Source organism: Microbacterium sp. oral taxon 186 str. F0373 (genome assembly GCF_000411455.1).
Taxonomy (GTDB): Bacteria; Actinomycetota; Actinomycetes; order Actinomycetales; family Microbacteriaceae; genus Microbacterium.
This window is the reverse complement of sequence record NZ_KE150458.1, coordinates 569,804-594,260: the sequence shown is the minus strand read 5'-3', so window position 1 is coordinate 594,260 and position 24,457 is coordinate 569,804. Positions and strand designations below refer to the sequence as shown.

Sequence of the window (24,457 nt, the reverse complement as noted above, 5' to 3'; positions counted from 1 at the left end):
CGTAACGCCGGGATCAGCGTCCGCGCGGCATCCGTGGACGAGCGGCCGGCGCCGCCCTCATGGGGAGGAGACTACGCGGTGGTGAAGCTGACGACCTTGGGAGCACGGACGACGACGCGCGCGATCTCGCGTCCGGCGAGTGAGCGCACCACCTTCTCGTCGGCGCGCGCCAGCGCCTCCAGTTCGTCTGCCGAGATGCGGGCCGGCACCGTCAGCGTGCCGCGCACCTTGCCGTCGATCTGCACGACCGCGGTGACCGACTCCTCGACCAGCAGCGTCGGATCGGCCTGACGCCAGGTGGCGAGACCCACGAACGGCTCGTAACCGAGCTGCTCCCACATCTCCTCCGCGGTGTGCGGAGCGAACAGGTCGAGGACCATCGCGATCGCCTCGGCGGCCTCGCGGACGGCGGGGTCGCCCGCCCCGGCGGGGCCGTCGATCGTCTTGCGCGTCGCGTTGACGAGCTCCATCAGGCGGGCGACGACGACGTTGAACTTGGTCTGTTCGATCAGCCCGGGGGCGTCGGCCCACAGGCGATGGGTGACACGGCGAAGGGCCTGGTCGCCCTCGGCCCACACGACGTCCGGGGTGCTGGTCACCTCCTGCGCGATGCGCCAGGCGCGCGCCAGGAACTTCGCGGCTCCCGTCGTCGAGACATCGCTCCAGTCCTTGTCGTCCTCCACCGGACCGGCGAAGGCGAGCGCGACCCGCAGTGCGTCGGCACCGTGGGCGTTCAGCTCATCCTGGAAGAGCACGAGGTTGCCCTTGCTCTTGCTCATCTTGGCGCCGTCGAGGATGACCATGCCCTGGTTGATGAGGTGGGAGAACGGCTCGGTGAACTCGACGAGGCCCATGTCGAACAGCGCCTTCGTGATGAAGCGCGCGTACAGCAGGTGCAGGATGGCGTGCTCGACGCCGCCGATGTAGAAGTCCACCGGACCCCATCGGTCGGCGTCCTTCGAGGAGAACGCCTTCGTCGTGTCGCCCGGTGACAGGAACCGCAGGAAGTACCAGGAGCTGTCGACGAACGTGTCCATCGTGTCGGGGTCGCGCAGGGCCGGCGCGCCCGTCTCGGGGTCGACGGTTTCGACCCATCCGGTCGCGGCGCCCAGCGGAGAAGAGCCCTTCGGCGTCAGGTCGAGGCCCTCCATGGCCGGCAGCTCGACGGGCAGCTGCTCGTCCGGCACGGGCACGATGCGCCCATCGGCGGTGTGCACCATCGGGATCGGCGTGCCCCAGTAGCGCTGGCGTGAGATGAGCCAGTCGCGGAGGCGATAGGTCTTCGCGGCGCGACCGGTTCCGGCGGCCTCGAGCTGCTCGATGGCCCGGGCGATGGCGTTGCGCTTGCTCAGTCCGTCGAGGGGGCCGGAGTTCATCATCCGGCCGTCGCCCGTGAGCGCCACGCCGGTCTTGGCCGGGTCGATCTCGTCGATGCCCGGAGCACCCGGATCGATCGGCACGCCCTCGGCATCCAGTTCGATCACCGGGATCGCGCCGGTCACGGGGGCTGTCGTGTCGACGACCACCTTGACGGGCAGATCGAACGCACGGGCGAAGTCGAGGTCGCGCTGATCGTGGGCGGGAACCGCCATGACGGCGCCGTGGCCGTAGCCGGCGAGAACGTAGTCCGCGGCCCAGATGGGCAGCCGCTCCCCCGTGACCGGGTTGACCGCGTACCGCTCCAGGAACACGCCGGTCTTCGGGCGGTCGGCGGTCTGCCGGTCGATCTCGCTCGTCTTCTGCACGGTGTCGAGGTAGTCCTGGAAGCGCATGCGCGCCTCCGGGGATGCCGAGGCCACGAGCTCCGCGGCGAGGTCGGAGTCCGGGGCGACGACCATGAACGTCGCGCCGTAGAGGGTGTCGGGGCGCGTCGAGAACACGGTGATCTTGTCGGCGCGGCCTTCGATCTCGAAGTCGATGTCGGCGCCGACGGAGCGTCCGATCCAGTTGCGCTGCATCTGCAGCACCTTGTGCGGCCAGAAGCCCTCGAGCTGATTCAGGTCGTCGAGCAGGCGGTCGGCGTACTCAGTGATGCGGAAGAACCACTGGGTGAGCTTCTTCTTGACGACCACGGCGCCGCTGCGCTCCGATGTCCCGTCGGGCAGCACCTGCTCGTTGGCGAGCACGGTCTGGTCGACCGGGTCCCAGTTGACGAGCGCATCCTTGCGGTACGCGAGGCCCTTCTCATAGAGCCGCTGGAAGAGCCACTGGTTCCAGCGGTAGTACTCCGGGTCGGAGGTGTGCAGTACGCGCGACCAGTCGAACGAGACGCCGTACTGCTGCATGCTGGAGCGCTGCTGCGCGATGTTGCCGTAGGTCCAGCCGCGCGGCTCGACGCCGCGCTTGATGGCGGCGTTCTCGGCGGGCAGGCCGAAGCTGTCCCAGCCGATCGGGTTGAGCACGTTGTACCCGCGGTGACGCCAGAAGCGCGCGACGATGTCGGAGTAGAGGTAGTTCTCCGCGTGCCCCATGTGCAGGTCGCCCGACGGGTAGGGGAACATCGCGAGCACGTACTTTCGCGGGCGGGTGTCGTCTTCACCGCCGGCGCGGAACGGGTCCTTCTCGGCCCAGATGCGCTGCCACTTCTCCTGCACGGCGTGCACGTCGTACGGTCCGTTCTCGGCGGCGGTGGCGATGTCTGTGGGGCTGCTCATGGGAAGGGGAAGACCAATCTGAAAGCTCGGGAACGCACGAGAGGCGTCCTTCCAGGTTAGCGGACCCGTCCTACCATCCCGGCGGCAGATTCGCACCCAGCGCGGCGAGGGGGCCCCGGGCTTTGAGCCCGACCTCGGCGACCTCCTCTTCGGGGTCGGAGAGCCAGGTGATGCCGCCGCCGGCACCGACGTATGCGCCGTGCGGTCGCAGCACGATCGATCGGATCGTCATCGCCAGGTCGGCGCGACCGTCCGTGCCGACCCAGCCGAAGCACCCCGCGTAGATGCCCCGGCCTGCCCCCTCCAGCGCGGACAGGATCGTCATCGCCGACAGCTTCGGCGCCCCCGTCATGCTCCCCGCAGGGAAGGCGGCGTCCAGCAGGTGTCCGAGGGTGGCGTCGGGCAGAAGCTGGCCCGCGACGGTGCTGACCAACTGGTGGACCGCCGTATAGGACTCCACCTCGAGCAGACGTTCGGCGCGGACCGTCCCCGGCCGGCACACCCGCTGCAGGTCGTTGCGCATCAGGTCGACGATCATGACGTTCTCGGCCCGCTCCTTCACACTGTCGACGAGCGCGCGACGCAGCGCGGCGTCATCGTCGGCGTCGCGGCCGCGCGGCCGGGTGCCTTTGATCGGGTGCGTGCGCACCACGCCGCCTGTGACCTCGAGGAAGCGCTCGGGACTCGCGCTGAGCAACGCGGTGTCGCCGCTGCGGATGATCCCACCGTGGTGTGCGGGCAGCGCGTCGCGCAGCGCGAGATAGGTGGAGACGGGATCGAAGGGTGTGGATGCCGCGACCGTGAACCGCGTCGTCAGGCAGAGCTGGTAGGCGTCGCCGGCCCGGATCGCGTCTCGGCACTGCGCGATGAGCGCCCGATACTCCTCCGGCGTCTGGCGGGCCGATGCGATGGGGACCGCCTGGCGTGTGGCAGCGGGGCGGCGTGACGCCACACGCGAAGCCGACGACCGTGCGCCCTCCACCGCGTCGGCGAGGGCCTCGCCGCGGTCGGCGGGCGCGGCAATCCACACCTCACGGGCGGCGTGGTCGAAGACGACGAACCACTCGATCCGCAGCCACAGCTCCTGCGGTCCGTCGGCGTCGTCGATGCGCGCGGGCGCGCCGACGGCCGCGGCCGCCGCATCGAACCCCCACCACCCCACCCAGCCGCCCTGCAGCGGACCCGGCACTACCGCCGGCTGCCGCGCGTCCGCCACGAGAGGAAGGTCGCGGGGTGTTGCGTCGGGAGCGCCCACGCCCATCCAGCTGAATCCTGCCGTCGCAGCCGGCCCGGCATCTAGCCAGAACGCATGCTCGTCGTCGCACAGGATCGTCGCGAAGACGACGGCCGGATCGACCCAGTCGTGCCGGCGGGCGACGAGGCTGGAGCTCATCGCTCCAGGCTAGCCGTGACGTTCGGTCGCCGAGGGCGAATGCACAGCGTGCACACACCTTCACCCGCCATAGGCTGGAGCCGTGAACGAGTTCCTCTCATGGCTGCTCGATGCCGTGCAGAGTGTGGATCCCGTCCTGCGCACGGTGCTCGCGGGCGTCGCCATCATGCTGGAGACGAGCGTTCTGGTCGGCCTGATCGTGCCCGGAGACACCGTCGTCATCGTCGCTGCCACGGCCGTCGGATCGGTCGCCGAAGCCGTCGTGCTCATTGTGGTCGTGGTCGTGGGTGCACTCATCGGAGAGAGCGTCGGATTCTGGCTCGGTCGGTGGCTCGGCCCCCGCATCCGCTTTTCGCGTCTCGGACGTCGGATCGGCGAAGACAACTGGACTCGCGCCGAGCTCTACCTGCGACGGCGCGGCGGACCGGCCATCTTTCTCTCCCGCTTTCTGCCGGTTCTGCATTCCCTCGTGCCCTTGACGGTGGGGATGAGCGGGTTCTCCTATCGCCGCTTCCTCGCGTGGACCGCGCCGGCCTGCACGGTGTGGGCCGTGGCCTACGTGAGCGTGGCGGCAGCGGCGGCGGGCACCTACCGAGAGTTGGCCGACCGTCTGCACACCGCGGGGTACTTCTTCGTCGGTGCGATCATCGTCTTCCTCCTTCTCGCCTACGTCGCCAAGCGCGTGATCGTGGCACGCGAGGCGCGCCATATGCGACTGGACGACGAGGCTCCCGGCACGAAGCGCACGGACGGCATGGGAGACTGAAACGATGGCCGCCGAACCCGCACCGCGCGTGAAGGTGCTCTGGATCGCCCGACTGGAGTACCGGTTCCATGCGTGGCGAGAACGTCGGGCCCGCGCCCGTGGGCTGCGCGCCAGTGTGTCCGCGTACCCCGGTTACGGCGGGGAGGACTGGGTTCGTGTCCTCGGGCGTGTGCTGATCGTCCCTCCCGTCCGCGCGCGTCGTCGACGTGGCGACGACGGCGGCGTCCGTGGTTGGCGCAGCTTCGCTGCCGTTCCCGTCGGTTATGCGACCGTGACGGTGAGCGTGGACGGCGTCACACACGAGGTGATCGCCGATCGCGGTGGCGTCATCGATGCCGTGCTGCCGGCCCGACTGCAGCCGGGATGGCAGCCCCTGTCGATGACCGTCGAGGGGTCGGAGCCGTTCGAGACGCGCGTGTTCGTCGTGGGCTCCGATGTCCGCTTCGGCATCGTCTCCGACGTCGATGACACCGTCATGGTGACGGCCCTGCCTCGGCCGCTCATCGCCGCGTGGAACTCCTTCGTCGTGAACGAGCACGCCCGCCAGCCGGTGCCCGGCATGGCCGTGCTGCTCGAGCGTCTCGTGCGCGAGCACCCGGGCGCGCCCATGGTCTACCTCTCCACCGGCGCGTGGAACGTCGCTCCGACGCTCCAGCGCTTTCTCCGTCGTCACCTCTTTCCGCCCGGCGCACTGCTGTTGACCGACTGGGGACCCACGCACGACCGGTGGTTCCGCAGCGGCCGGGCACACAAGGAGGAGAACCTCCGACGCCTCGCGCGCGAGTTCCCCCAGGTGAGATGGGTGCTGATCGGTGACGACGGGCAGCATGACGATGCCCTGTACACGGCCTTCACGGGCGCGCACCCCGATCACGTCACGGCCGTCGCGATCCGCCGGCTCTCGCCGGCGGAGGCGGTGCTCGCCGGAGGACGCACGGCCGTGGACGACCACACCGCCGCCACGGTGCCGTGGGTGACAGGGGACGACGGCGCCGGCCTTCTCGATCGGCTGGCTGAGATCGGTGTCGTGGGCGGCACGGCCGACGGCGTCGGAGGCCCCGCGTAGGCTGGCCGCATGTGCGGTCGATTCGTCGTGGGCAGCTCCGGCTCCGAGCTCGTCGGTGTGCTGCGCGTGGATGTCGTCGGTGACGACCTGCCGCAGCCTTCGTTCAACATCGCGCCCACTGACCGTGTCGCGATCGTGCTCGACTCCGCCAAGACGGAGCCTCCGACACGTCGTCTGGAATCCGCGCGCTGGGGTCTGATCCCCGGCTGGGCAAAGGATGTGGGCATCGGCGCGAAGGCGATCAACGCGCGCGCCGAAGAGGTCGAGAACAAGCCGATGTTCCGGCAGGCGCTGATCGCGCGGCGAGCGATCGTCCCGGCATCCGGCTACTACGAATGGAAGACGCAAGACGGCGTCAAGACGCCGTACTACATCCACCCGGCTGGCGACGAGCCGCTGTTCTTCGCCGGTCTCTACGAGTGGTGGAAAGACCCCGCGAAGGCCGCGGACGACCCCTCACGATGGGTACTGAGCTTCACGATCATGACCAGGGATGCCGTGGGTCAGCTCGGCTCGATTCACGACCGCATGCCGCTGTTCATCGACGCGGATTACGCGGATGTCTGGCTCGACCCCACCACGGAGAACGTCGGCGATCTGCTGGACGCGACGATCGACGCTGCCCCGGCCCTGGTGGACGGGATGCTGATGCGAGAAGTTGATCGTGCCGTCGGCAACGTGCGCAACAACGGCCCGCAGCTGATCGCGCCGCTCTCGTGACGAACGGCGGGACGGACCCCAAGGTCCGCCCCGCCGTATACGGCAGGATCGTTCGATCCCTACGCGAACTCGATCGTCGCATCCTCGTTGTTGAGCACGATCACCGGAGTGATCGCGGAGTGCCCCGCGCGGCGGATCTTCTCCGGATCGAAGCGAAGGAGCGGCGTACCGGGCTCGACCGTGTCCCCCGCTGTCACGAGCGTCTCGAAGCCGTCGCCCTTCATGTCGACCGTGTCGATGCCGACGTGGATCAGAAGCTCCGTGCCGTCCGCGAGGGCGAGGCCGATCGCATGTCCCGTCGGGAAGACCGATGCGACGGTGCCGCCGGCCGGCGCGACGATGGTGTCTCCGGTGGGGTCGATCGCGAGGCCCGGGCCCATCGTTCCTTGGGCGACCGAATCCCCGGCCGCGGCGCGGGTGCCGTCGCGTAGTTCGACCTCGCGTAGCGCGTTCACGGTGCCGTCGAGGATCAGGTCGGTCCGGGCGCGCTGGTTCAGCGCAAGGACGGACTCGTTGGAGTCGGTGACCAGCACCGTCGCCCGTCCTGCGAGCCAGTCGGCCCGCCATGCGGTGTAGGCGGCGTCGATCATCGCCTCCGTGTCCCCGCCGGTCACGCGGCCGTGCTTCATGTAGGTGTCGATGACCTCGGTGCGCCCGTGCCGCAGACCGAGGGAGGCAGCCTTCTCCCACCGGTTCGCGAATCGGTGGATGTCGACCAGCTCGGGGGCGTCGTCTCGGTCGTGGACGAGCAGCGAGAAGGCGCCGCTCGCGGTTGGGGACTGGAGCTGGGCGTAGTCCCCGACGAGCAGCACCTTCGCCCCGGCGTCGGCCGCGAGCGCCGTGATGCGGTCGAGGGAGAGGGTGCCGGCCAGGGATGCCTCGTCCACGATGACAAGCTGCCCGGCGCGGAACGTCTCGCCGGTGCGCTCGTGGACCTCCCACCACTTCGCGGTGTTCTCCGTGGCGATACCGAGGTCATCGGCCAACACCTGCGCCGCGACCGCGGAGGGTGCAAGCCCGACCACGCTTCCGATGCCGTGCTCTGCCTCCCACGCTCGACGCAGAGCCGACATGGCCGTGGTCTTGCCCGCGCCGGCCGGGCCGACCAGGACATCGACGATGCGGCCGGAGACCGCGATCTTCGCCAACGCGCCCGCCTGGTCCTCGCCGAGCGTCTGCCCCTTCCGGTCGGGCCGCCTCGCGATCCGCTCGACCACCGCGAGCGGGACGGTCGGCCCGGTGGTGGTGCGGGAGCGCTCGAGGAGGCGGTCTTCGGCCGCCAGCAGCACCTCGGAGGAGAACGCGGCCGAGTGCTTCGGCCGGAACACGCTGGTTCCGTCCGGCCGCTGAAACACCGCAGGGCTGGATGCGAGCTCGGGCGGGGTCAGCCGCAGCGACGCGGCCTCGGCCGCGTCCACGACCAGGCCGACGACCGCCTCCCGATCCTCGATGGTGGCGAATCGGTAGCCCATCGTCTGCCGGGCGGCCTCGGCCGTGAGGTTCCACCGCCGCCAGGTCGACCGCTTCTCACCGACCGCTTCCACCACGCTCTGCCCGAGCGAGGCGATCACGTCCAGCGGCACGTCGTCCGCGCGCAGCAGCAGCGGTTCCTCGTTCGCCGCAACCCCGCGCGCCCACGACGTCGCGTCGGCTCCGAGGACGCGGCCGGCGCGGTACCGCCACTCGGCGGTGAGGTCCGCGAGCGAGCGAACCTCCTTCTCAGGCCGAGTCGAAAGGGTGGCCTGAGCTCGGAGCTTCACGATCGTCGCCGGCGACGGCCTGCGTCCGTGCTCGGTGACGTACTGCTCGATGAGGCGATCCGTCTCGGCATCGATGTGCCGCGACCTCGTGGAGAACTCCGCCACCAGCGCCTCCGGCACCCCGGCGATCGCCCACGCCGGGTTACGGTCCCGGCCCATCTGACGGGCCTCCCACGTCACGCCGAACATCCGGGTCAGATGGTCGGCGAACACTGCCTCGTGCAACTCGGAGAGAGCGACGGTCGCGGCGTGCATCGGCCGTCCGTCGAGGGAGCGCCATTTGCCGTCGAGGACGGTCTGCACCTTGTTGCTGATGACGACGTGCGTGTGCAGGTGCGGGTCGCCGGCCCTGCTGTCGTAGTGGTCGTAGGCAGTGGTGATCAGCCCGTGAACATCGACCTGCGCAACCGCGCCGTCGCGGCCGGTTGCGCCCGTGCGTGTGGCTGCAACCTCCCGTTCCATGTACGCAACCACCTCCGCCACCGCCGCGTTGTGCGCCTGCCCGATGAGGGCTTGCGTGCCGGCGTCTGCGACCGCCCAGAGCACGGATGCGGACTTCGGGATCGAGAACGTGAAGTCGTAGCCCGCAACCGCCCGGCGCGTCCCGCGTTCGGCCTCCTCGGCCTCGATCGCGGCAACCGCCTCGCCGCGAGCGACCGGTCCGAGCGCGGGGTCAAGGTCCGCGACGCGCTCAGCGACTCGCTCGGCGGTCGGCTGGTACTCGGGGTAGGCCCGACCCAACGGCTTGCCGGTGATCGGGTCGCGGCCCATACCGACCAGGAGCTGGAGCTGGGCCTCGGAGACCTGATCGCCCTCCGCGATCTGACCGCCGCCGAGGCCGGCGACACCGGCTCCGAGCCACCTGCCGGGCGGGGTGCCCTCGGCGTTGTAGTACCTCGTCAACGGGGTCGAGAGCGACCTGTCGCCGTCCGCCGCGGCGACCGTGCGCAGCAGGTACTTGTAGCCATCGCCCGCCGACATGACGCGCATCGAAACCGTCACCGCCGCACATCCTTTCGCTCGTCGGGGAGGTGAGCGATCCGCCGCCCGAGGGGCGGGCGTCCTCGATCTGCAAGAGGCGTGGCAGCTGAAGACGGCCGCCACGCAGGAGAACTCCAGGCCGTGTGCTGTTATGAGGATCTGGCAGGGCGCAGGAGGCGACGCGAGCACCCGCAGGTGAGCAGCGCAATCAGGGACTCCCGCCACGACGACCGGAGATCACCCATCTGTCGGAGAGCCCTCATGCCCGAATCGAACCAGCGCCCTCCGTATATCAGCGATAGATGTAACCGGCCCTTTCGTGTATCGTTGATACACATGGAATCTGGTCGAGAGCGTCTGCTGAGCGCCGCGACGACGCTCCTGTCGCAGCACCCCGAGCGCGAACCGAGCACGCGCGAGCTGTACCAGGCTGCCGGCGTCGCCGCGCCGACGCTCTATCACCACTTCGGCACCAAGGAAGGCTTGCTCGACACGGTCGTCGAGCACGCATTCGCCGACTACCTGGAGCGGAAACGCGGGATGCTGCGTACTGGGGACCTCCTGGCGGACTTCGCGGTTGGCTGGGACTTGCACATCGAATTCGGGGTCGCCAATCCCGTGCTCTATGCCCTCATGTACGGTCCGCGCCCGTCGAGGGCCGCCGCCACGGCCGACGCCGAACTCCGACGCGGTCTGGAGCGTCTCGCCGCGGAAGGGCTCCTGCGGGTTCCCGTCGAGGACGCCGCAGCAGCGACGACCGCCACCGCCGTCGGCTGCGTCACCATGCTGAACCGCCTGCACGCGTCCCCGACCGCTTCCTGGGCTCGGGACATGCGCGCGAGCCTAATCGCCCAGATCACAGGACAGCCCCGCAACGAAATCACCCAGGAGCAAGCTGCCCGAGCGCTTCTCGTACGGCTGGCCTCGCCCGGCATGTCGTTCACTCCCGCCGAGGCGGCGTTGCTGCGCCAGTGGCTCACGGTACTCGCCGCGGAGCCCGGCGCCGCCCAGCTCGCAACCGGCCTACGAAACCCACGGAAAGGATCCACACTATGACCAGCACCACAACCTCCCGTTTTGACAGCACCCATCTGCTCGGTGGCCAATACCGCGTACCGCGCCTCGGCTACGGCACGATGAGGTTGAGCGGCACCGGTGTGATCGGCCTGCCTGAAGACGTGACCGGAGCGATCGCCATCCTCCGACGTGCCGTCGAACTTGGCGTACGGTTCTTCGACACCGCCAACGCCTACGGCCCGCGTACCGTCAACCAGCTGATCGGACGGGCCCTGGCCCCTTTCGACGACGAGATCGTGATCGGCAACAAGGTCGGTGCTTGGCGCGGCCCTCGGGGCGAATGGCTCACGGACAGCCGCCCCGAGACCATCCGTACGCAGGTCGAGGACGCGCTGCTGGACCTGCGCACCGACAGCAGCCCTCTCACCTACTTGCGGCTTTGGGGTGACAGCACCAATCGCGCCGGCGCCATCGCCGAGGACGTTCCGGTGGAGGACTCTCTCGGCACCCTCGTAGAGCTACGCGAGGAGGGCAAGATCAGGCACATCGGCATCTCCGGCGCCTCCCCAGCCATGCTTGAACGCGCCCAACGCCTCACCCCGATTGCCGCCGTGCAGAACCGTTTCAACCTGCTCGACCGCAGCGGCGTCGGCGTCCTGTCTGCCTGCGAACGTGACGGGATCGCCTTCGTCCCCTACTTCCCCCTCGCCACCGGAGCCCTCGCCGACCTCGACGCGCTCGTCGCGCCCGCCCGCAGACTCGGCGCCCCCACGACCACCATTGCTCTGGCATGGTTGCTGCGACGTTCCTCCGTCATCATCCCAATTCCAGGCACCACTTCCGCGAGCCACCTAGAGGAGAACCTCCGCGCCGCGGTACTCGCCCCACAGCTCACCGACGACGAGGTGAAAGCACTCACCGCGGTCGAAGACGAGGCGAACGCGGCGCTCGATACCATGTCGATTCAGGCACTCGAGGCCATCCAGAAGCAAGCCGCCAGCACTGAGTAGCCCCGAACCGCCTTGGTGCTCTCACGGATCGTCTCCGGTAGCGCGTGCTGCCGCCAGCCGACCTTCCCACTGGTGACCGCATCCTCAAAGACCGCGCCGGTGACGTCGCGGGGTTCTCCTCGCGCGCTCGGCACCATCACCTACAGGTCCGAAATCACCTACGCCGAAGTCGCAAGCAAAGCCAATCAAAGTCGGTCCAAGCTGGACGAACCTCGCGCGCCCTGAATTACATGTCTTCGCAGGCGACGGGTCATGCTCTTTCTCTCAACTGGCGCTCGCGGAATCACCGCGAAGGGCACGCAGCCGCCTGAGAGGAAAGAGCACCATGCCCGCCGCCACCGAAGCCCACACCGCCGTGCCCGCCGATCAGGAGGGGCTGAACAACGCGCAGCGCGCCGTCGCCTACATCCGGGTCTCCACCAAGGAACAGGCCGAGCGCGGCGGGTTCGAGGAAGGGTTCTCCATCCCCGCCCAACGCGACGCGATCCGACGTGCCGCCGCCGAGGCTGGCGCGATGATCGTGGAGGAGTTCATCGACGCCGGAGAGACCGCCACCAACGCCCGGCGGCCCGACCTGCAACGCATGCTCTCCTACATCAAGAGCAACCAGGTCGATCTGTGCATCGTCTACAAGCTCGATCGGCTCGCCCGCAACCGCGCCGACGACGTTGCGATCCACCTCGCGCTCCGGCAGGCCGGGGTGACACTGGTGTCGGTCACCGAGAACATTGATGAGACCCCGACAGGGATGCTGCTGCACGGCATCATGTCCACCATCGCGGAGTTCTACTCCCGCAACCTCGCTGGCGAGGTCACCAAAGGACTCCAACAGAAGGCGGCGTCCGGCGGCACCGTCACCAAGGCACCGCTCGGCTACCTCAACGTCCGAGAACGCGACCCGCAAGGCCGCGAGGTCCGCACCGTCACGGTCGACCCCGAACGTGCACCGCTGGTCGCGTGGGCGTTCGAGGCATACGCGGTCGGCAACCGATCCCTGTCCGACCTGGCCGACGAGCTCGCCGCCCGCGGGCTGACCAGCCTGCCCACCCCGAAGCGGCCCGCCAAACCCATCGGGGTCTCCACGCTGCAACGGATGCTGCGCAACCCGTATTACAAGGGCGACATCGTCTACAAGGGCGCGCGCCACCTCGGCATCCACGACCGGCTCGTGCATCCGACCGTGTGGACCAAGGTGCAGAACGTCCTCGACGCCCATAACGTCGCCGGCGACCGCACGCAGACCCACGAGCACTACCTCAAAGGCACCCTGTACTGCGGGTGCGGGAAACGCATGACGATTAACCATGCCCGCAACCGGCACGGCGAGACCTACCCCTACTTCATCTGCCTCGGCCGGCACATGGGCACCAGCGGCTGCGAACGACAGGCCGTGCTCGTCCCCACCGTGGAGCGCCTGGTCGCCGAGCACTACCGCACCATCGAGCTCTCACCCGAAGCCGCCGACGCCCTCACCGGCATGATCGAGGACATCTTCGACCGCATCGACGCTGAATCCGAGACCCAGCGCCGCGACCTGACCCGGCAGAAAGAACGCCTCGAAGACGAACAACTCCGGCTCCTGCAAGCCCACTACGCCGACGCGATCAGCCTGCCCGTACTCAAGAAGGAACAGCACCGCATAGAAGGCATGCTCACCGACATCGACCAACGCCTGTCTGCCTACCGGGCTGGGCGCGAGGACGCCAAGCTCCGGCTACGCGCCTACCTGCACCTGGCGACCAACGCGCACGCGTTCTACCTCGCCTGCGACGACGCCCGCCGACGCCTGTGTAACCAGGCGTTCTTCACCAAGATCACTCTCAAAGAGAACCTTGACGTGACCTCGGAGTTCACCGGCATCTACGAGACCATCCTCGACCCCACCAACCGACTCCACGCCGAGTTCTGGCAACGCACCGGCCAACTCCACCCCGACATCAACCTGGAGCACAACGAAGAAACCCTGCCCCACGATCAGCGGGGCAGGGTTGGAACTTCGACCAAATGGTGGACCTGAGGGGACTCGAACCCCTGACCCCCTGCATGCCATGCAGGTGCGCTACCAGCTGCGCCACAGGCCCATTTTCAGTTTGTCACCGCTCCGCGGCAACCCCTCAAGCTTACTACATGTCGAGGAGTGCGACGAACACGGCTCAGTCCGCGACGGCGGGTGCGGGCAGCTCGATCGGGATGATCGGGCAGTCCTTCCAGAGCCGCTCGAGCCCGTAGAACACACGCTCCTGCTCGTGGAAGACGTGGACGACGAGGTCGCCGAAGTCCAGGAGCACCCACCGCGACTCGTGGCGGCCTTCGCGGCGAAGACGCTTCACACCGTTTTCGAGCATCGCCTCCTCGACGGCGTCGGCGATGGCGGCGACATTGCGCTCGCTCGAGCCGGTGGCGAGGAGGAAGGCATCCACGAGAGGCAGAGGCTCGGAGACGTCGAAGGCGAGAAGATCCTCGGCGCCCTTGCTCTCGGCCGCCGCGGCGGCGACGTTCACGAGGGTGCGGGTGGTGTCTGCAGTGGTCATCGGAATAATGCTCCTGTCGCAAGGGCCACGATCAGCACGCCGGTCAAGGCCAGCGCCAGCGCTCCCGCGGTGATGACGAGCGCCAGCATGAGCCGACTCCCCTTCTCCGGCGCGGGCGGTTTGATGATGTCTTCGGCACTCTTGATCGTGCTGATCGCGGAGCTGGCCGCGATCGGGGTGGGTGAGGAGGAGGCGGGAAGCTCGCCGTCGACGAGGACCGCGTCCGTCTCCTTGTTATCGGTGCGGCCGGGCATCGCGCCGGTCGATCCGAACGATTCGGGAAGAGAGAAGGTTCCGGTGATGAGGACTTCACCGGTGCCCGTGATGGGCGAGACGAGCGCACCGGTCTCCGGTGTCTGCGACAGGATCAGCGCGTTGGGCGCCGACAGCGCACCGGTGGCGGTGCTGCCTCGGGTCAGAAGCTGATCGAAGGATGCCGGGAGATCGATCTCCACACCCTCCCCGGCGAGAAGCCCCGAACCGAACGTCGGTGCGACGACGGGCCGCTCTTCATCGTCTGCAGGCTCGGGGGTCTTTTCCGGCGTGACGTCGGCCGGAGGGGCATCGCCGCGCTGATCGACCGATGCGGCGGCGTCGGCCTCGTGGGTGTCCCCCGCGGCAACGTCGGCCTGCTCCTGTTCGTCCACGGGAGCGTTCGGGGCGGATTCCGCCGGGGTGGGCGTCTCGTCGGCGACCGGCACCGAGGCCGTCCGCAGTCGCTCCTGACGACGGGCGGCGCGCCGCGTGAACGACGGCGCGTCGACATCGACGTCGGCGGCCGCGGGGGGTGCCTCGGCGACCTCGACGGGCGCGGCGGCCCGCGGCAGCGGAGCAACGACGGGAGGGGCCGGTTCGGCCGGGTGTGCTGCCTTCTCGGCATCCTCGGGGGTGATCACCGGCGTCGAAGCGGTGTTGCGCATCTCGCGCAACTGCCGGCGGGTCAGCTGGGGAGTATCGGGCTGGTCGGGTGTGCTCATGCCTCGCTCCGGTAAAGGTGGTGCTTCGCAATGTATTGGACGACGCCGTCGGGGACGAGGTACCACACCGGGTGGCCTCGGTTCACCCGCTCGCGACAGTCGGTGGAGGAGATCGCCAGGGCGGGGATCTCGAGTCTGCTCACGACGTCTTCGGGAAGGCCCTCGGTGGAAAGGACGTGCCCCGGCCGTGACACCGCCACGAAGTGCGCCAGATCCCAGAGGCCGTCGTGGTCGCGCCATCCGAGGATCTGAGCGATGGCGTCGGCCCCCGTGATGAAGAAGAGCTCGGCGTCGGGACGAGCGTTCTTCAGGTCGCGCAGGGTGTCGATCGTGTAGGTGGGTCCGGCGCGATCGATGTCGACGCGGCTGACCGTGAACTGCGGATTGGATGCCGTCGCGATGACGGTCATCAGATACCGATGCTCACCGGCGGTGACCTTCTCCTTGTCCTTCTGCCACGGCATGCCGGTCGGAACGAAGATCACCTCGTCCAGGTCGAACGACTGCGCGACTTCGCTCGCCGCCACGAGGTGTCCGTGGTGGATCGGGTCGAAGGTTCCACCCATGACCCCGATGCGGGGGGCGCGTATCGAGGTCATGCCGGCGTCCTAGTGGTGGCCGTGTCCCACCTGCGCCTGGTCGACGGGGTGCGCCTTGGCGTACGCCTCGGCCTTGTGCGAGTGACGGTTGGCGACATTCCGGTAGGACAGCGTGACCAGTCCCAGCGCCAGGAACACGATGAACGCGATCAGGCCGAAGATGAACGTCTGGGCCTGGACGTTGCCGTGAGGCTCCGCCTGCGCCGCAGCGAGGGCGAGGGTCGTGGCGAGGGTCATTCGGACTCCTTCGAAAGTCGGGTTTGTTCAGTTTAGGCGGTCAGGTGCGGATCTGCCCGGACCCACGCGCCAGCCACTTGGTGCTCGTGAGCTCGGGAAGGCCCATCGGGCCCCGGGCATGCAGCTTCTGCGTGGAGATGCCGACCTCGGCACCGAAGCCGAACTCGCCGCCGTCGGTGAAACGAGTGGACGCGTTGGCCATCACCACCGCGGAGTCCACCTCCGCGAGGAACCGCTCGGCCCGGGCCTCGTCGGCCGTCACGATCGACTCCGTGTGATGCGTCGAGTAGCGGCGGATGTGGGCCAGGGCCTCATCGAGATCGTCCACGACGCGCATAGAGAGGTCGAGGCTCATGTGTTCGGTCGCCCAGTCGGCATCCGTCGCCGCGACCGCTTCGGCGACCAGCCCGCGGACGGTCTCGTCGCCGTGGATGGTGACCCCGGCCTCCTGCAGCGCGGCGGCGACCGGAGGCACCAGGCGCTCGGCCGCGTCGCGCAGCACGAGGACCGTCTCCACCGCGTTGCACACGCTCGGCCGCTGGGCCTTGGCATTCACGACGATCTGCTGGGCCCATTCGAGCGGTGCGGATGAGTCCAGGACGATGTGGACCACGCCGGCACCCGTCTCGATCACCGGCACGGCCGACTGCGTGACGACGGTCTCGATCAGCTGAGCGCTGCCGCGCGGGACGAGCACGTCCACGAGCCCGCGTGCCTGCATCAGCGCGTGGGCACCGTCGCGCCCGAAATCGTCGACGGTCTGGATGGCTTCGGGATCGATCCCCTGACCCTCCAAGGCGTCGCGCATGGCGGTGACCAGCGCAGCGTTCGTCGACTGTGCGGCGGTGCCGCCGCGCAGCACGACCGCGTTCCCGGACCGCAACGCCAGCGCCGCGATGTCCACGGTGACGTTCGGGCGGGCCTCGTAGATCGAACCGACGACGCCGAACGGCACCGATACCTTCTGCAGTCGCACGCCGTTGCTCAGCGTGCGCTCGTCCAGCACGCGGCCGACCGGGTCGGGCAGCTCGGCGACGTCACGGACGGCTGCGGCGAGGGCCGCGACGCGCGCCGGGTCGAGACGGAGGCGGTCGAGCAGACCGTCGGACAGCCCGTCGCGTTCCCCGCGCTCGAGGTCGACGGCGTTCGCCGCGACGATGTCGTCGGTCGCGGCCTCGATCGCGCCCGCGATCGCGCGCAGCGCGTCGGCCTTCTGCGAATCGGTGAGCAGGCCCACGCCGCGCGCCGCATCGTGCGCGCGGGCGATGCGCTGGCGTGCGCCGGTGAGCGCGTCGACAGAGACGGTGGTCATCCGCTCATTCTACCGAGCGGCGTCCCGGCATCCGCTGTGCGCGACGGCGACGCTCAGACGGAGCCCACCGCCGGCAGCGGTGTGGTGCCCGTGCGCGGCGGGGTCTCGGGATTCGGCGCGAACCAGGTGCCGATGTCCTCGCCTGCCAGTGCCTGCTCGACGAGGTCGGCGCTGGTGACGAGCACGCCGATCCCGGATGCCGCGGCGAGGCGCGCCGCCGACGCCTTGGTGGCCGCTCCCCCTGTGCCCACACTGTTGACGACGACGGATCCGAACTCGAAACGGCTCAGGTCGTCGCCGAAAGGCACCGTGTGGATCGCTTCGGCACCGGGCTCGGACGGCGGACGCGTGTACAGCGACGCGATGTCGCTGAGAAGGATCAGCGCATCCGCGCCGATCAGCTCCGCGACGAGGGCCGCGAGGCGATCGTTGTCGCCGAAGCGGATCTCGTGGGTGGCGACGGTGTCGTTCTCGTTGACGATGGGCAGCACACCGAGGCCCAGCAGGCGGTCGACCGCCCGGCGCGCATTGGCGCGGTGTGCCGCATTCTCGAGGTCTCCTGCCGTCAGCAGCACCTGACCGGCGAGCAGGCCATAGCGCTCCAGCGTGGTCTGATAGCGCCACATGAGGACGTTCTGACCGACCGCGGCGGCCGCCTGCTGCGTCGCCAGGTCGGACGGACGACCCGCGAGATTGAGCAGCGGCAGCGCCGTCGCGATGGCACCGGAGGAGACCAGTACGACCTGCGTGCCGCGAGCGTGTGCCGCCGCGAGGGCGTCGACGATCGATTCGATGCGGTGATGATTGTCGCCGCTGATGGAGGAGGAACCCACTTTCACGACGACGCGACGCGCCCCCGCGATACCGGACCGATCGTGCACGCTCACGCTCGCTCGTCGTCCTCCCCGTCGAGGAAGGAATCCGGCGCCCCGAGGCGCTCAGCCTCGAGTTCCGCGCGGGCCTCCGCCTTGGCGTCCATCCGCTCGTGGTACCGCTCGCGACGCTGTGACGTGGTGCGGCGCGGGTTGAGGTCGAGTCGGGGATCGGTCCCGCGCGGAGCCGTCATCAGCTCGGCCGCGGAAGACAGCGACGGATGCCAGTCGAACACGATGCCGTCGCCCGGCCCGATCACGACCGTTGAGCCCGCGACGGCTCCCACGCGGAACAGCTCGTCCTCGACGCCCAGCTTCTCGAGGCGATCTGCGAGGAAGCCGACCGCCTCCTCATTCTGGAAGTCGGTCTGCTGTACCCAGCGCAGCGGCTTGTCGCCCAGAATGCGATAGACGTTGCCGTAGGTGCCGCCTTCGACGCGGATCTCGAACTCCTTCTGCGCGCCCTTGGGGCGGATGACGATGCGCTCTGCTGCGGGGGCCTCCGCCACCTGCACGCGATGCTGCGCGATGATCTCGCCCAGCGCGAACGTCAGCTGACGCAGCCCCTCATGGCTGACCGTCGAGATCTCGAACACGCGGTAGCCGCGCTCTTCGAGATCGGCACGCACGAGATCGGCGAGATCCTTCGCCTCGGGCACGTCGACCTTGTTCAGGGCCACCAGCTGCGGGCGATCGAGCAGAGGGATCTGTCCCTCGGGAACCGGGTAGTTCGCCAGCTCTTCGCGGATCACGTCGAGATCGCTCAGCGGGTCGCGTCCAGGCTCCAGGGTCGCGCAGTCCAGGACGTGCACCAACGCGGTGCAGCGCTCGACGTGGCGGAGGAACTCGAGGCCCAGCCCCTTGCCCTCGCTGGCACCCTCGATGAGTCCGGGAACGTCGGCGACGGTGAAGCGGATGTCGCCGGCCTGCACGACGCCGAGGTTCGGATGCAGCGTCGTGAACGGGTAGTCGGCGATCTTGGGCCGCGCCGCCGAGACGGCAGCGATCAGGCTCGACTTGCCCGCGGAGGGGAAGCCGACGAGAGCGACGTCGGCCACCGTCTTCAGCTCGAGGAAGACGTCACCCTCCCACCCGGGCGTACCGAGCAGTGCGAAGCCCGGCGCCTTGCGCTTGGGGTTCGCGAGCGCGGCATTGCCGAGCCCGCCCTGGCCGCCGGGAGCGACGACGAAGCGCGTCCCGGGAACGATGAGGTCCGCGAGGGTTTCACCCTCGGCATCCTTCACCACGGTGCCGACCGGAACGGCGAGCTCCAGGCTTTCGCCCGCGGCGCCGGAACGGTTGTCGCCCATGCCGAATCCGCCGTTTCCGGCGGACCGGTGCGGCGAGTGGTGGTACGACAGCAGCGTCGTCACCTGCGGGTCGGCGACGAGGACGATATCGCCTCCGTGGCCTCCGTTGCCACCATCGGGGCCGGCGAGCGGCTTGAACTTCTCGCGGCGCACGGACACACAGCCGTTACCGCCTTTGCCGGCGCGCAGATGGAGCGTCACTCGATCGACGAAGGTCACCATGTCGGTCTCCTGACGGAAAGGTGGGGAAAGAGGAAAGGGGATGTAACGAAGGAGGGGCGAGCCGAAGCCCGCCCCTCACCTCATGTTCGTGGTCGAACGCGCGGTCACTCCGCCGCGGCGACGATGTTGACGACCTTGCGGCCGCCCTTGGTGCCGAACTCGACCGCACCGGCGGCGAGGGCGAACAGCGTGTCGTCTCCGCCGCGGCCGACGTTGGCGCCCGGGTGGAAGTGCGTACCGCGCTGGCGAACGAGGATCTCGCCCGCGCTGACGGCCTGGCCGCCGAAACGCTTCACGCCCAGTCGCTGGGCGTTGGAGTCACGACCGTTACGGGTAGAGCTTGCGCCCTTCTTGTGTGCCATCTCGTCTGCCTCTTCCGCTTACTTGATGCCGGTGATCTTGACGCGCGTGAGGTCCTGACGGTGGCCCTGGCGCTTCTTGTAGCCGGTCTTGTTCTTGAACTTCTGGATCACGATCTTCGGGCCGCGCTCCTCGCCGAGGACCTCGGCGGTGACGGTCACCTTCGCGAGCTTGTCGGCGTCGGTCGTCACGGCGTCGCCATCGACGAGCAGCACCGCGGGCAGCTCGAGCTTGTCGCCGATCTTGGCCTGCTGACGGTCGAGGACGACGATCGTGCCGACCTCCACCTTCTCCTGACGGCCACCGGCGCGCACAACTGCGTAAACCACTTCACACCTGTTTTTCTTCTGCGGAGCCAACGGCCCCGGCTGTCTTCATGGGACGAGTACGTCCCCTGCGGGTGTACCCAAATATCCAGTGCGGAGGCGAAACTCGACGCACCAAGGGTCTACTTTACCGGATGCCGAGGCCATCGGCAAAAGCGACGCAAGGCGTGTCGCGCGTCGACCTAGACTGCGAGGATGGCGATCCTCATCGACGACCCGCGCTGGCCCGCCCACGGGAGGTTGTGGGCGCACCTGGTCAGCGACAGCGACCTCGATGAACTGCACGCCTTCGCGGCCGCGAACGGGATCCCGCGTCGCGGATTCGATCGCGACCACTACGACGTTCCCGAGGATGCGCTGGCGCGTCTCGTCGCCGCCGGAGCCGAGCACGTCAGCGGCCACGAACTCGTCAAGCGTCTGATCGCCTCGGGCCTGCGGATCACGGCACGCGAGCGTCGCGAGGGCTGACCGCTCCCCCGCGACGCGCGAGCATCACTCGGCGGCGGGCTCGGCCGTCGGCGTCGCCGCCACCGGGGTTCCGGTCAGCGCCGCGGTGGTGACGCGTCGGCGTCCCCGACCCTGGCCAGGAGCCTTCGGCTCCGGAAGAGCGCTCAGCACCGAATCGAGAAGGATCTCCTTCTCGCTCCGCTCGTTGGCCGAGGAGCGAGAAGCCGGCTCGCGCTTCTTGCGGGGACGCTTGGCGCGCTCGGGTGCGGCCTCAGGCTGCGCGTCGATCAATGTCACCGCCGGGGCCTCTGCGGCCTCCGGTGCATCCTCGGCTGCGGTGTGGATGGTGGACGCGGCGATCTGCGCGAGCGCGGACTTCGCACTCTCGGTGATCACGTGCGTGCCGCCGCTCACGGAGCCGTTGCCGCCTGCGGCGGCGGGCGAGGAGCTCTGTCGCGACCGACGGCCGCCGGTCGACGCGGGCGCCTGCGCGCCACGGTGCTTGACGACCGGGTCGTGGTGCACGATCACGCCGCGACCGGCGCAGACCTCGCAGGCCTCGCTGAAGGTCTCCAGCAGACCGAGTCCCAGCTTCTTGCGCGTCATCTGCACGAGGCCGAGCGAGGTCACCTCGGCGACCTGGTGCTTCGTGCGATCGCGGCTGAGGCATTCGACGAGACGGCGCAGCACGAGGTCGCGGTTGGACTCCAGCACCATGTCGATGAAGTCGACGACGATGATGCCGCCGATGTCGCGCAGACGGAGCTGACGGACGATCTCCTCAGCGGCCTCGAGGTTGTTCTTGGTGACCGTCTCCTCCAAGTTGCCGCCGGAGCCGACGAACTTGCCGGTGTTGACGTCGACCACCGTCATGGCCTCGGTGCGGTCGATCACCAGCGAGCCGCCGGACGGCAGCCAGACCTTGCGGTCCAGCGCCTTCTCGATCTGCTCCGTCACGCGGAACCGGTCGAACGGGTCCTGGTCGTCCTCGTACTTCTCCACGCGCTCGAGGAGGTCCGGGGCGACGCCGGCGAGATAGGCGGTGATCGTCTGGTAGGCGTCCTCGCCCTGGATGAGCATCTTGGAGAAGTCCTCGTTGAAGACGTCGCGGACGATCTTCACGAGCAGGTCGGGCTCGGAGTGCAGGAGCGCAGGAGCGCCGATCTTCTCGACCTGAGACGAGATGTGCTCCCACTGCGCGGTGAGCCGCTGCACATCGCGCGTGAGCTGGTCCTCCGTCGCGCCCTCCGCAGCCGTTCGCACGATGACACCGCTGGACTCCGGCAGCACCTCCTTGAGGATGCGCTTGAGGCGGGCGCGCTCCGTGTCGGGGAGCTTGCGGGAGATGCCGTTCATCGCACCGCCCGGCACGTACACGAGGTAGCGGCCCGGAAGCGAGATCTGGCTCGTCAGACGTGCACCCTTGTGTCCGACCGGGTCCTTGGTGACCTGGACGAGGACGCGGTCGCCGCTCTTGAGTGCCAGCTCGATGCGACGCGGCTGGTTGCCCGTCTCCACGGCATCCCAGTCGACCTCTCCCGAGTAGAGGACGGCGTTGCGTCCGCGACCGATGTCGACGAAGGCGGCCTCCATGCTCGGCAGCACGTTCTGCACGCGGCCGAGGTACACGTTGCCGATGAGTGAGGACTCCTGGCTGCGCGCGACGTAGTGCTCGACCAGCACGTTGTCTTCGAGAACGGCGATCTGGATACGCCCGTTCTTCGAGCGCACGATCATGTCGCGGTCGACGGCCTCGCGCCGGGCGAGGAACTCCGCCTCGGTGACGACGGTGCGCCGGCGTCCGGCTTCGCGGCCGTCGCGGCGACGCTGCTTCTTGGCCTCGAGACGCGTCGATCCCTTGATCCGCTGCGGCTCGGTGATCAGCTCCACGGCGCGCCGACGGGGCTGGCTCTGCTCACGCGGCGCGTCATCCTCGGCGGCCGACGAGCCGGCGCCCCGGCGGCGGTTGCGCCGACGCGCGCTCGTGCCCGACTCGGAGGGCCCCTCGTCCCGATCGTCTCGCTGATCGACACGGATGCCGGGACGTGCGGGAAGCGGCACGATCTGCGGCGCGTAGAAGACCAGCTGCGTGGAGACGGCGGAGACGAACTCGGCGGGCAGGAGCCCGAGACTCACGGCCGTGACGGGCTCCGTCGCTTCGGGTTCCGTCGCTTCGGCCTCGGTGGCGTCGGGCTCGGCGGCGTCGGGCGCCGTGGTGTCGGACGCGGTGCCGTCGGCCTCGGTGCCCTCAGCATCCGCGGCCTCCGCCTCGCCGCTGTGCTCCTCCGCGACCGGCGCGCCGTCAATGACGGGCGCGTCCTCTGCAGAGGCGTCGCGCGTGCCGGCGTCCGCGTCGATCGTGTCGACGTCCGTGGGCGCACCAGCCTCCTCGACGGAGGGAAGCGACGGGGTCAGGACCTCGTCGGCAGGGATTGTGGACTGATCGTTGTTCTCATCGGCCATCTCTGGCTTACTCCTCGCCGCCGGCTCCGCGTGCCGTCGGGTGAACTCTGGCGGCGTCACCCGATAGTGGGGAACCGCATACTCACTCGGTCTGCAGCCTCACCCGCTCGTCGGCGGGACTCGTGCTGCCAAGGGCGTTCATCGCCCGAAGTCTTCGGTGATGCGTGGTGCGGCGCGGCCGCGATGCATCGGCCACCATTATCGCATCATCCGAGGAAGATTGAGCAGAGCGACGCTCGGACCGTGCTCTGACGCTCATTCGGTCTCCCAGCAGCGACCGTCCGTGTGGATGCGATAATCGCCAGCATGTCCGCGCAGACCATCGACACCCGCCCGAAGATCCTCGCCATCTGGCTGGTGATCGCGGGAGTCATCGGGTGGATCGCGGCGTTCGCCCTGACGTTGGAGAAGTTCGACAAGGCCACCGGATCGACCGCACCGGCGTCGTGCGACTTCAGTGTCGTCGTGCAGTGCAGTGCGAACCTCGACTCCGCTCAGGGCAGCGTCTTCGGCTTCCCCAACCCCATCCTGGGGCTCACCGGCTGGATGGCGCCGATCGTGGTGGGGATGGCTGTTCTCGCCGGCGCCCGTTTCGCCCGCTGGTTCTGGCTCACGTTCTTCGCGGGCGTCACGTTCGCCTTCGGATTCGTGATCTGGCTGATCACCCAGAGCATCTTCTTCCTCGGAACGCTGTGCCCCTGGTGCATGGTCACGTGGCTCGTCACGATCCCGACGTTCTACGCCGTGGCGGTCCAGCTGCTGCGCTCGGGCGTGATCTCTTCCCACCCGCGTGTGCGTGCCGCCGGTGACTCTCTGGTCGCGTGGGTCCCGCTCATGGCGTTCGTGTCGTACGCGGTGGTGCTCCTGCTCGCGCAGCTGCGGCTCGACGCCATCCCGCAGCTGCTCGACGTCATCTTCTGAACCTCGGAGGCGCTCGCACTCAGAGGCGCCCGAAGCCCAGATGCGCGATGCCCTCCCGCCTCAGAGGCGGAAGGGCATCGGAGCGTGCAGGCGGGCGATCAGAACCAGATCGCCAGTTCGCGCGCGGCCGACTCGGGGCTGTCGCTGCCGTGCACGAGGTTCTGCTGGACCTTCAGGCCCCAGTCGCGCCCGAAGTCGCCCCGGATCGTGCCCGGTGCTGCGGTCGTGGGATCGGTCGTGCCGGCCAGGGAGCGGAAACCCTCGATGACGCGGTTTCCCGCGAGACGGATCGCGACCGACGGCCCCGAGAGCATGAACTCGAGAAGCGGCTCGTAGAAGGGCTTGCCCGCGTGCTCCGCGTAATGCTGCTCGAGCACGTCGCGGTCGGGCTCGACGAGTTTGATGTCGACCAGGGCGTAACCCTTGGCCTCGATGCGCGCCAGGATCGCTCCGGTCAGGCCGCGCGCCACGCCATCGGGCTTGACGAGGACGAGAGTCTCTTCGGTGGGCATT

General features: G+C 68.8%; 21 protein-coding genes, 1 tRNA gene and 2 pseudogenes. 8 read left to right on the top strand and 16 right to left on the bottom strand.

The annotated features are described in order from the left end of the window. Positions 1-71 precede the first annotated feature (71 nt). Together leuS and HMPREF1529_RS12965 are read right to left on the bottom strand one after the other, a co-directional pair. A complete protein-coding gene (leuS, locus tag HMPREF1529_RS12970) occupies positions 72-2,654 on the bottom strand; it encodes a leucine--tRNA ligase (protein WP_005049400.1) in 2,583 nt (860 codons plus the stop codon). Between the two features lie 70 nt (positions 2,655-2,724). After that, positions 2,725-4,047 carry an anthranilate synthase component I family protein gene (locus HMPREF1529_RS12965; protein WP_016465135.1) on the bottom strand — a complete coding sequence of 441 codons (1,323 nt, stop codon included), beginning with the start codon at positions 4,045-4,047 and terminating at the stop codon, positions 2,725-2,727. Positions 4,048-4,129: 82 nt separating this feature from the next. On the opposite strand from HMPREF1529_RS12965, the gene HMPREF1529_RS12960 reads away from it, so the two are divergent. The 3 genes from HMPREF1529_RS12960 to HMPREF1529_RS12950 are packed head-to-tail and all read left to right on the top strand — an operon-like array spanning position 4,130 to position 6,599. Next, entirely contained in the window at positions 4,130-4,813 is a 684-nt protein-coding gene (locus HMPREF1529_RS12960) for a DedA family protein (protein ID WP_016465134.1), read from the top strand. A gap of 4 nt (positions 4,814-4,817) precedes the next feature. Then, positions 4,818-5,879, top strand: coding sequence for an App1 family protein (locus HMPREF1529_RS12955; protein ID WP_005049394.1), 1,062 nt, complete (start codon positions 4,818-4,820; stop codon positions 5,877-5,879). A 9-nt stretch (positions 5,880-5,888) separates the two neighbouring features. After that, positions 5,889-6,599: an SOS response-associated peptidase gene (locus tag HMPREF1529_RS12950; protein ID WP_016465133.1), complete on the top strand. Its 711-nt coding sequence runs from the start codon at positions 5,889-5,891 to the stop codon at positions 6,597-6,599. A 59-nt stretch (positions 6,600-6,658) separates the two neighbouring features. Here HMPREF1529_RS12950 and HMPREF1529_RS16370 read toward each other — a convergent pair. Both HMPREF1529_RS16370 and mobF read right to left on the bottom strand, forming a co-directional pair. Further along, a pseudogene (locus HMPREF1529_RS16370) lies at positions 6,659-6,988 on the bottom strand (PTS sugar transporter subunit IIA); the annotation flags it as partial. 3 nt (positions 6,989-6,991) lie between these two features. After that, positions 6,992-9,361: pseudogene (gene mobF / locus HMPREF1529_RS12945) on the bottom strand (MobF family relaxase); the annotation flags it as partial. 240 nt (positions 9,362-9,601) lie between these two features. Between mobF and HMPREF1529_RS12940 the strand changes: the two are divergent. From HMPREF1529_RS12940 to HMPREF1529_RS15740, 3 genes are all read left to right on the top strand, one after another. Next, on the top strand, positions 9,602-10,396 hold the full coding sequence (locus HMPREF1529_RS12940) for a TetR/AcrR family transcriptional regulator (protein WP_016465131.1): 795 nt from the start codon (positions 9,602-9,604) through the stop codon (positions 10,394-10,396). Next, on the top strand, positions 10,393-11,367 hold the full coding sequence (locus HMPREF1529_RS12935; protein ID WP_016465130.1) for an aldo/keto reductase: 975 nt from the start codon (positions 10,393-10,395) through the stop codon (positions 11,365-11,367). The genes HMPREF1529_RS12940 and HMPREF1529_RS12935 overlap by 4 nt, the downstream gene beginning before the upstream one ends. Positions 11,368-11,692: 325 nt before the next feature. Further along, positions 11,693-13,384, top strand: coding sequence for a recombinase family protein (locus HMPREF1529_RS15740; protein ID WP_016465129.1), 1,692 nt, complete (start codon positions 11,693-11,695; stop codon positions 13,382-13,384). On the opposite strand, the gene HMPREF1529_RS12915 is transcribed toward HMPREF1529_RS15740, so the two are convergent. The 10 genes from HMPREF1529_RS12915 to rplU all read right to left on the bottom strand — a co-directional run bounded on the left by HMPREF1529_RS12915 (position 13,373) and on the right by rplU (position 20,116). Then, positions 13,373-13,448: transfer RNA gene (locus HMPREF1529_RS12915), tRNA-Ala, on the bottom strand. The two genes, HMPREF1529_RS15740 and HMPREF1529_RS12915, sit on opposite strands and share 12 nt — an antisense overlap. Positions 13,449-13,520: 72 nt before the next feature. Next, positions 13,521-13,898: a ribosome silencing factor gene (gene rsfS / locus HMPREF1529_RS12910; RefSeq protein WP_005053513.1), complete on the bottom strand. Its 378-nt coding sequence runs from the start codon at positions 13,896-13,898 to the stop codon at positions 13,521-13,523. Further along, positions 13,895-14,875 carry a hypothetical protein gene (locus tag HMPREF1529_RS12905; protein ID WP_005053510.1) on the bottom strand — a complete coding sequence of 327 codons (981 nt, stop codon included), beginning with the start codon at positions 14,873-14,875 and terminating at the stop codon, positions 13,895-13,897. The genes rsfS and HMPREF1529_RS12905 overlap by 4 nt, the downstream gene beginning before the upstream one ends. Next, on the bottom strand, positions 14,872-15,474 hold the full coding sequence (gene nadD, locus HMPREF1529_RS12900; protein WP_005053506.1) for a nicotinate-nucleotide adenylyltransferase: 603 nt from the start codon (positions 15,472-15,474) through the stop codon (positions 14,872-14,874). Before nadD ends, HMPREF1529_RS12905 begins: the two co-directional genes overlap by 4 nt. Before the next feature lie 9 nt (positions 15,475-15,483). Continuing rightward, positions 15,484-15,711, bottom strand: a complete 228-nt coding sequence (locus tag HMPREF1529_RS12895) for a hypothetical protein (protein WP_005053504.1) — start codon at positions 15,709-15,711, stop codon at positions 15,484-15,486. Between the two features lie 40 nt (positions 15,712-15,751). After that, positions 15,752-17,023: a glutamate-5-semialdehyde dehydrogenase gene (locus HMPREF1529_RS12890; protein ID WP_016465128.1), complete on the bottom strand. Its 1,272-nt coding sequence runs from the start codon at positions 17,021-17,023 to the stop codon at positions 15,752-15,754. Positions 17,024-17,076: 53 nt separating this feature from the next. Further along, a complete protein-coding gene (gene proB / locus HMPREF1529_RS12885) occupies positions 17,077-17,910 on the bottom strand; it encodes a glutamate 5-kinase (RefSeq protein WP_005053499.1) in 834 nt (277 codons plus the stop codon). Beyond that, positions 17,907-19,427 carry a GTPase ObgE gene (obgE, locus tag HMPREF1529_RS12880; RefSeq protein ID WP_016465127.1) on the bottom strand — a complete coding sequence of 507 codons (1,521 nt, stop codon included), beginning with the start codon at positions 19,425-19,427 and terminating at the stop codon, positions 17,907-17,909. Before obgE ends, proB begins: the two co-directional genes overlap by 4 nt. Positions 19,428-19,531: 104 nt before the next feature. Continuing rightward, positions 19,532-19,789 (bottom strand): 50S ribosomal protein L27, encoded by a 258-nt coding sequence (gene rpmA, locus HMPREF1529_RS12875; protein ID WP_005053492.1) that lies wholly within the window; start codon positions 19,787-19,789, stop codon positions 19,532-19,534. An 18-nt stretch (positions 19,790-19,807) separates the two neighbouring features. After that, entirely contained in the window at positions 19,808-20,116 is a 309-nt protein-coding gene (rplU, locus tag HMPREF1529_RS12870; RefSeq protein WP_005053490.1) for a 50S ribosomal protein L21, read from the bottom strand. 192 nt (positions 20,117-20,308) lie between these two features. Between rplU and HMPREF1529_RS12865 the strand changes: the two genes are divergently transcribed. Continuing rightward, a complete protein-coding gene (locus HMPREF1529_RS12865; RefSeq protein ID WP_016465126.1) occupies positions 20,309-20,581 on the top strand; it encodes a DUF4031 domain-containing protein in 273 nt (90 codons plus the stop codon). A gap of 24 nt (positions 20,582-20,605) precedes the next feature. Here HMPREF1529_RS12865 and HMPREF1529_RS12860 read toward each other — a convergent pair whose 3' ends face one another. After that, on the bottom strand, positions 20,606-23,023 hold the full coding sequence (locus tag HMPREF1529_RS12860; protein ID WP_016465125.1) for an Rne/Rng family ribonuclease: 2,418 nt from the start codon (positions 23,021-23,023) through the stop codon (positions 20,606-20,608). A 306-nt stretch (positions 23,024-23,329) separates the two neighbouring features. Here HMPREF1529_RS12860 and HMPREF1529_RS12855 point away from each other — a divergent pair, with 306 nt between their 5' ends. Beyond that, positions 23,330-23,944 (top strand): vitamin K epoxide reductase family protein, encoded by a 615-nt coding sequence (locus HMPREF1529_RS12855; RefSeq protein ID WP_016465124.1) that lies wholly within the window; start codon positions 23,330-23,332, stop codon positions 23,942-23,944. Between the two features lie 98 nt (positions 23,945-24,042). Here HMPREF1529_RS12855 and ndk read toward each other — a convergent pair whose 3' ends face one another. Continuing rightward, positions 24,043-24,456, bottom strand: a complete 414-nt coding sequence (gene ndk / locus HMPREF1529_RS12850) for a nucleoside-diphosphate kinase (protein WP_005053482.1) — start codon at positions 24,454-24,456, stop codon at positions 24,043-24,045. Position 24,457 lies beyond the last annotated feature (1 nt).

Bases quoted from the DNA above. Each gene is read 5' to 3' on its own strand.
- leuS (WP_005049400.1), bottom strand. From the start codon at position 2,654: ATGAGCAGCCCCACAGACATCGCCACCGCCGCCGAGAACGGACCGTAC.
- HMPREF1529_RS12965 (WP_016465135.1), bottom strand. From the start codon at position 4,047: ATGAGCTCCAGCCTCGTCGCCCGCCGGCACGACTGGGTCGATCCGGCC.
- HMPREF1529_RS12955 (WP_005049394.1), top strand. From the start codon at position 4,818: ATGGCCGCCGAACCCGCACCGCGCGTGAAGGTGCTCTGGATCGCCCGA.
- HMPREF1529_RS12950 (WP_016465133.1), top strand. From the start codon at position 5,889: ATGTGCGGTCGATTCGTCGTGGGCAGCTCCGGCTCCGAGCTCGTCGGT.
- HMPREF1529_RS12940 (WP_016465131.1), top strand. From the start codon at position 9,602: ATGCCCGAATCGAACCAGCGCCCTCCGTATATCAGCGATAGATGTAAC.
- HMPREF1529_RS12935 (WP_016465130.1), top strand. From the start codon at position 10,393: ATGACCAGCACCACAACCTCCCGTTTTGACAGCACCCATCTGCTCGGT.
- HMPREF1529_RS15740 (WP_016465129.1), top strand. From the start codon at position 11,693: ATGCCCGCCGCCACCGAAGCCCACACCGCCGTGCCCGCCGATCAGGAG.
- rsfS (WP_005053513.1), bottom strand. From the start codon at position 13,898: ATGACCACTGCAGACACCACCCGCACCCTCGTGAACGTCGCCGCCGCG.
- HMPREF1529_RS12905 (WP_005053510.1), bottom strand. From the start codon at position 14,875: ATGAGCACACCCGACCAGCCCGATACTCCCCAGCTGACCCGCCGGCAG.
- nadD (WP_005053506.1), bottom strand. From the start codon at position 15,474: ATGACCTCGATACGCGCCCCCCGCATCGGGGTCATGGGTGGAACCTTC.
- HMPREF1529_RS12895 (WP_005053504.1), bottom strand. From the start codon at position 15,711: ATGACCCTCGCCACGACCCTCGCCCTCGCTGCGGCGCAGGCGGAGCCT.
- HMPREF1529_RS12890 (WP_016465128.1), bottom strand. From the start codon at position 17,023: ATGACCACCGTCTCTGTCGACGCGCTCACCGGCGCACGCCAGCGCATC.
- obgE (WP_016465127.1), bottom strand. From the start codon at position 19,427: ATGGTGACCTTCGTCGATCGAGTGACGCTCCATCTGCGCGCCGGCAAA.
- rpmA (WP_005053492.1), bottom strand. From the start codon at position 19,789: ATGGCACACAAGAAGGGCGCAAGCTCTACCCGTAACGGTCGTGACTCC.
- HMPREF1529_RS12865 (WP_016465126.1), top strand. From the start codon at position 20,309: ATGGCGATCCTCATCGACGACCCGCGCTGGCCCGCCCACGGGAGGTTG.
- HMPREF1529_RS12860 (WP_016465125.1), bottom strand. From the start codon at position 23,023: ATGGCCGATGAGAACAACGATCAGTCCACAATCCCTGCCGACGAGGTC.
- HMPREF1529_RS12855 (WP_016465124.1), top strand. From the start codon at position 23,330: ATGTCCGCGCAGACCATCGACACCCGCCCGAAGATCCTCGCCATCTGG.
- ndk (WP_005053482.1), bottom strand. From the start codon at position 24,456: ATGCCCACCGAAGAGACTCTCGTCCTCGTCAAGCCCGATGGCGTGGCG.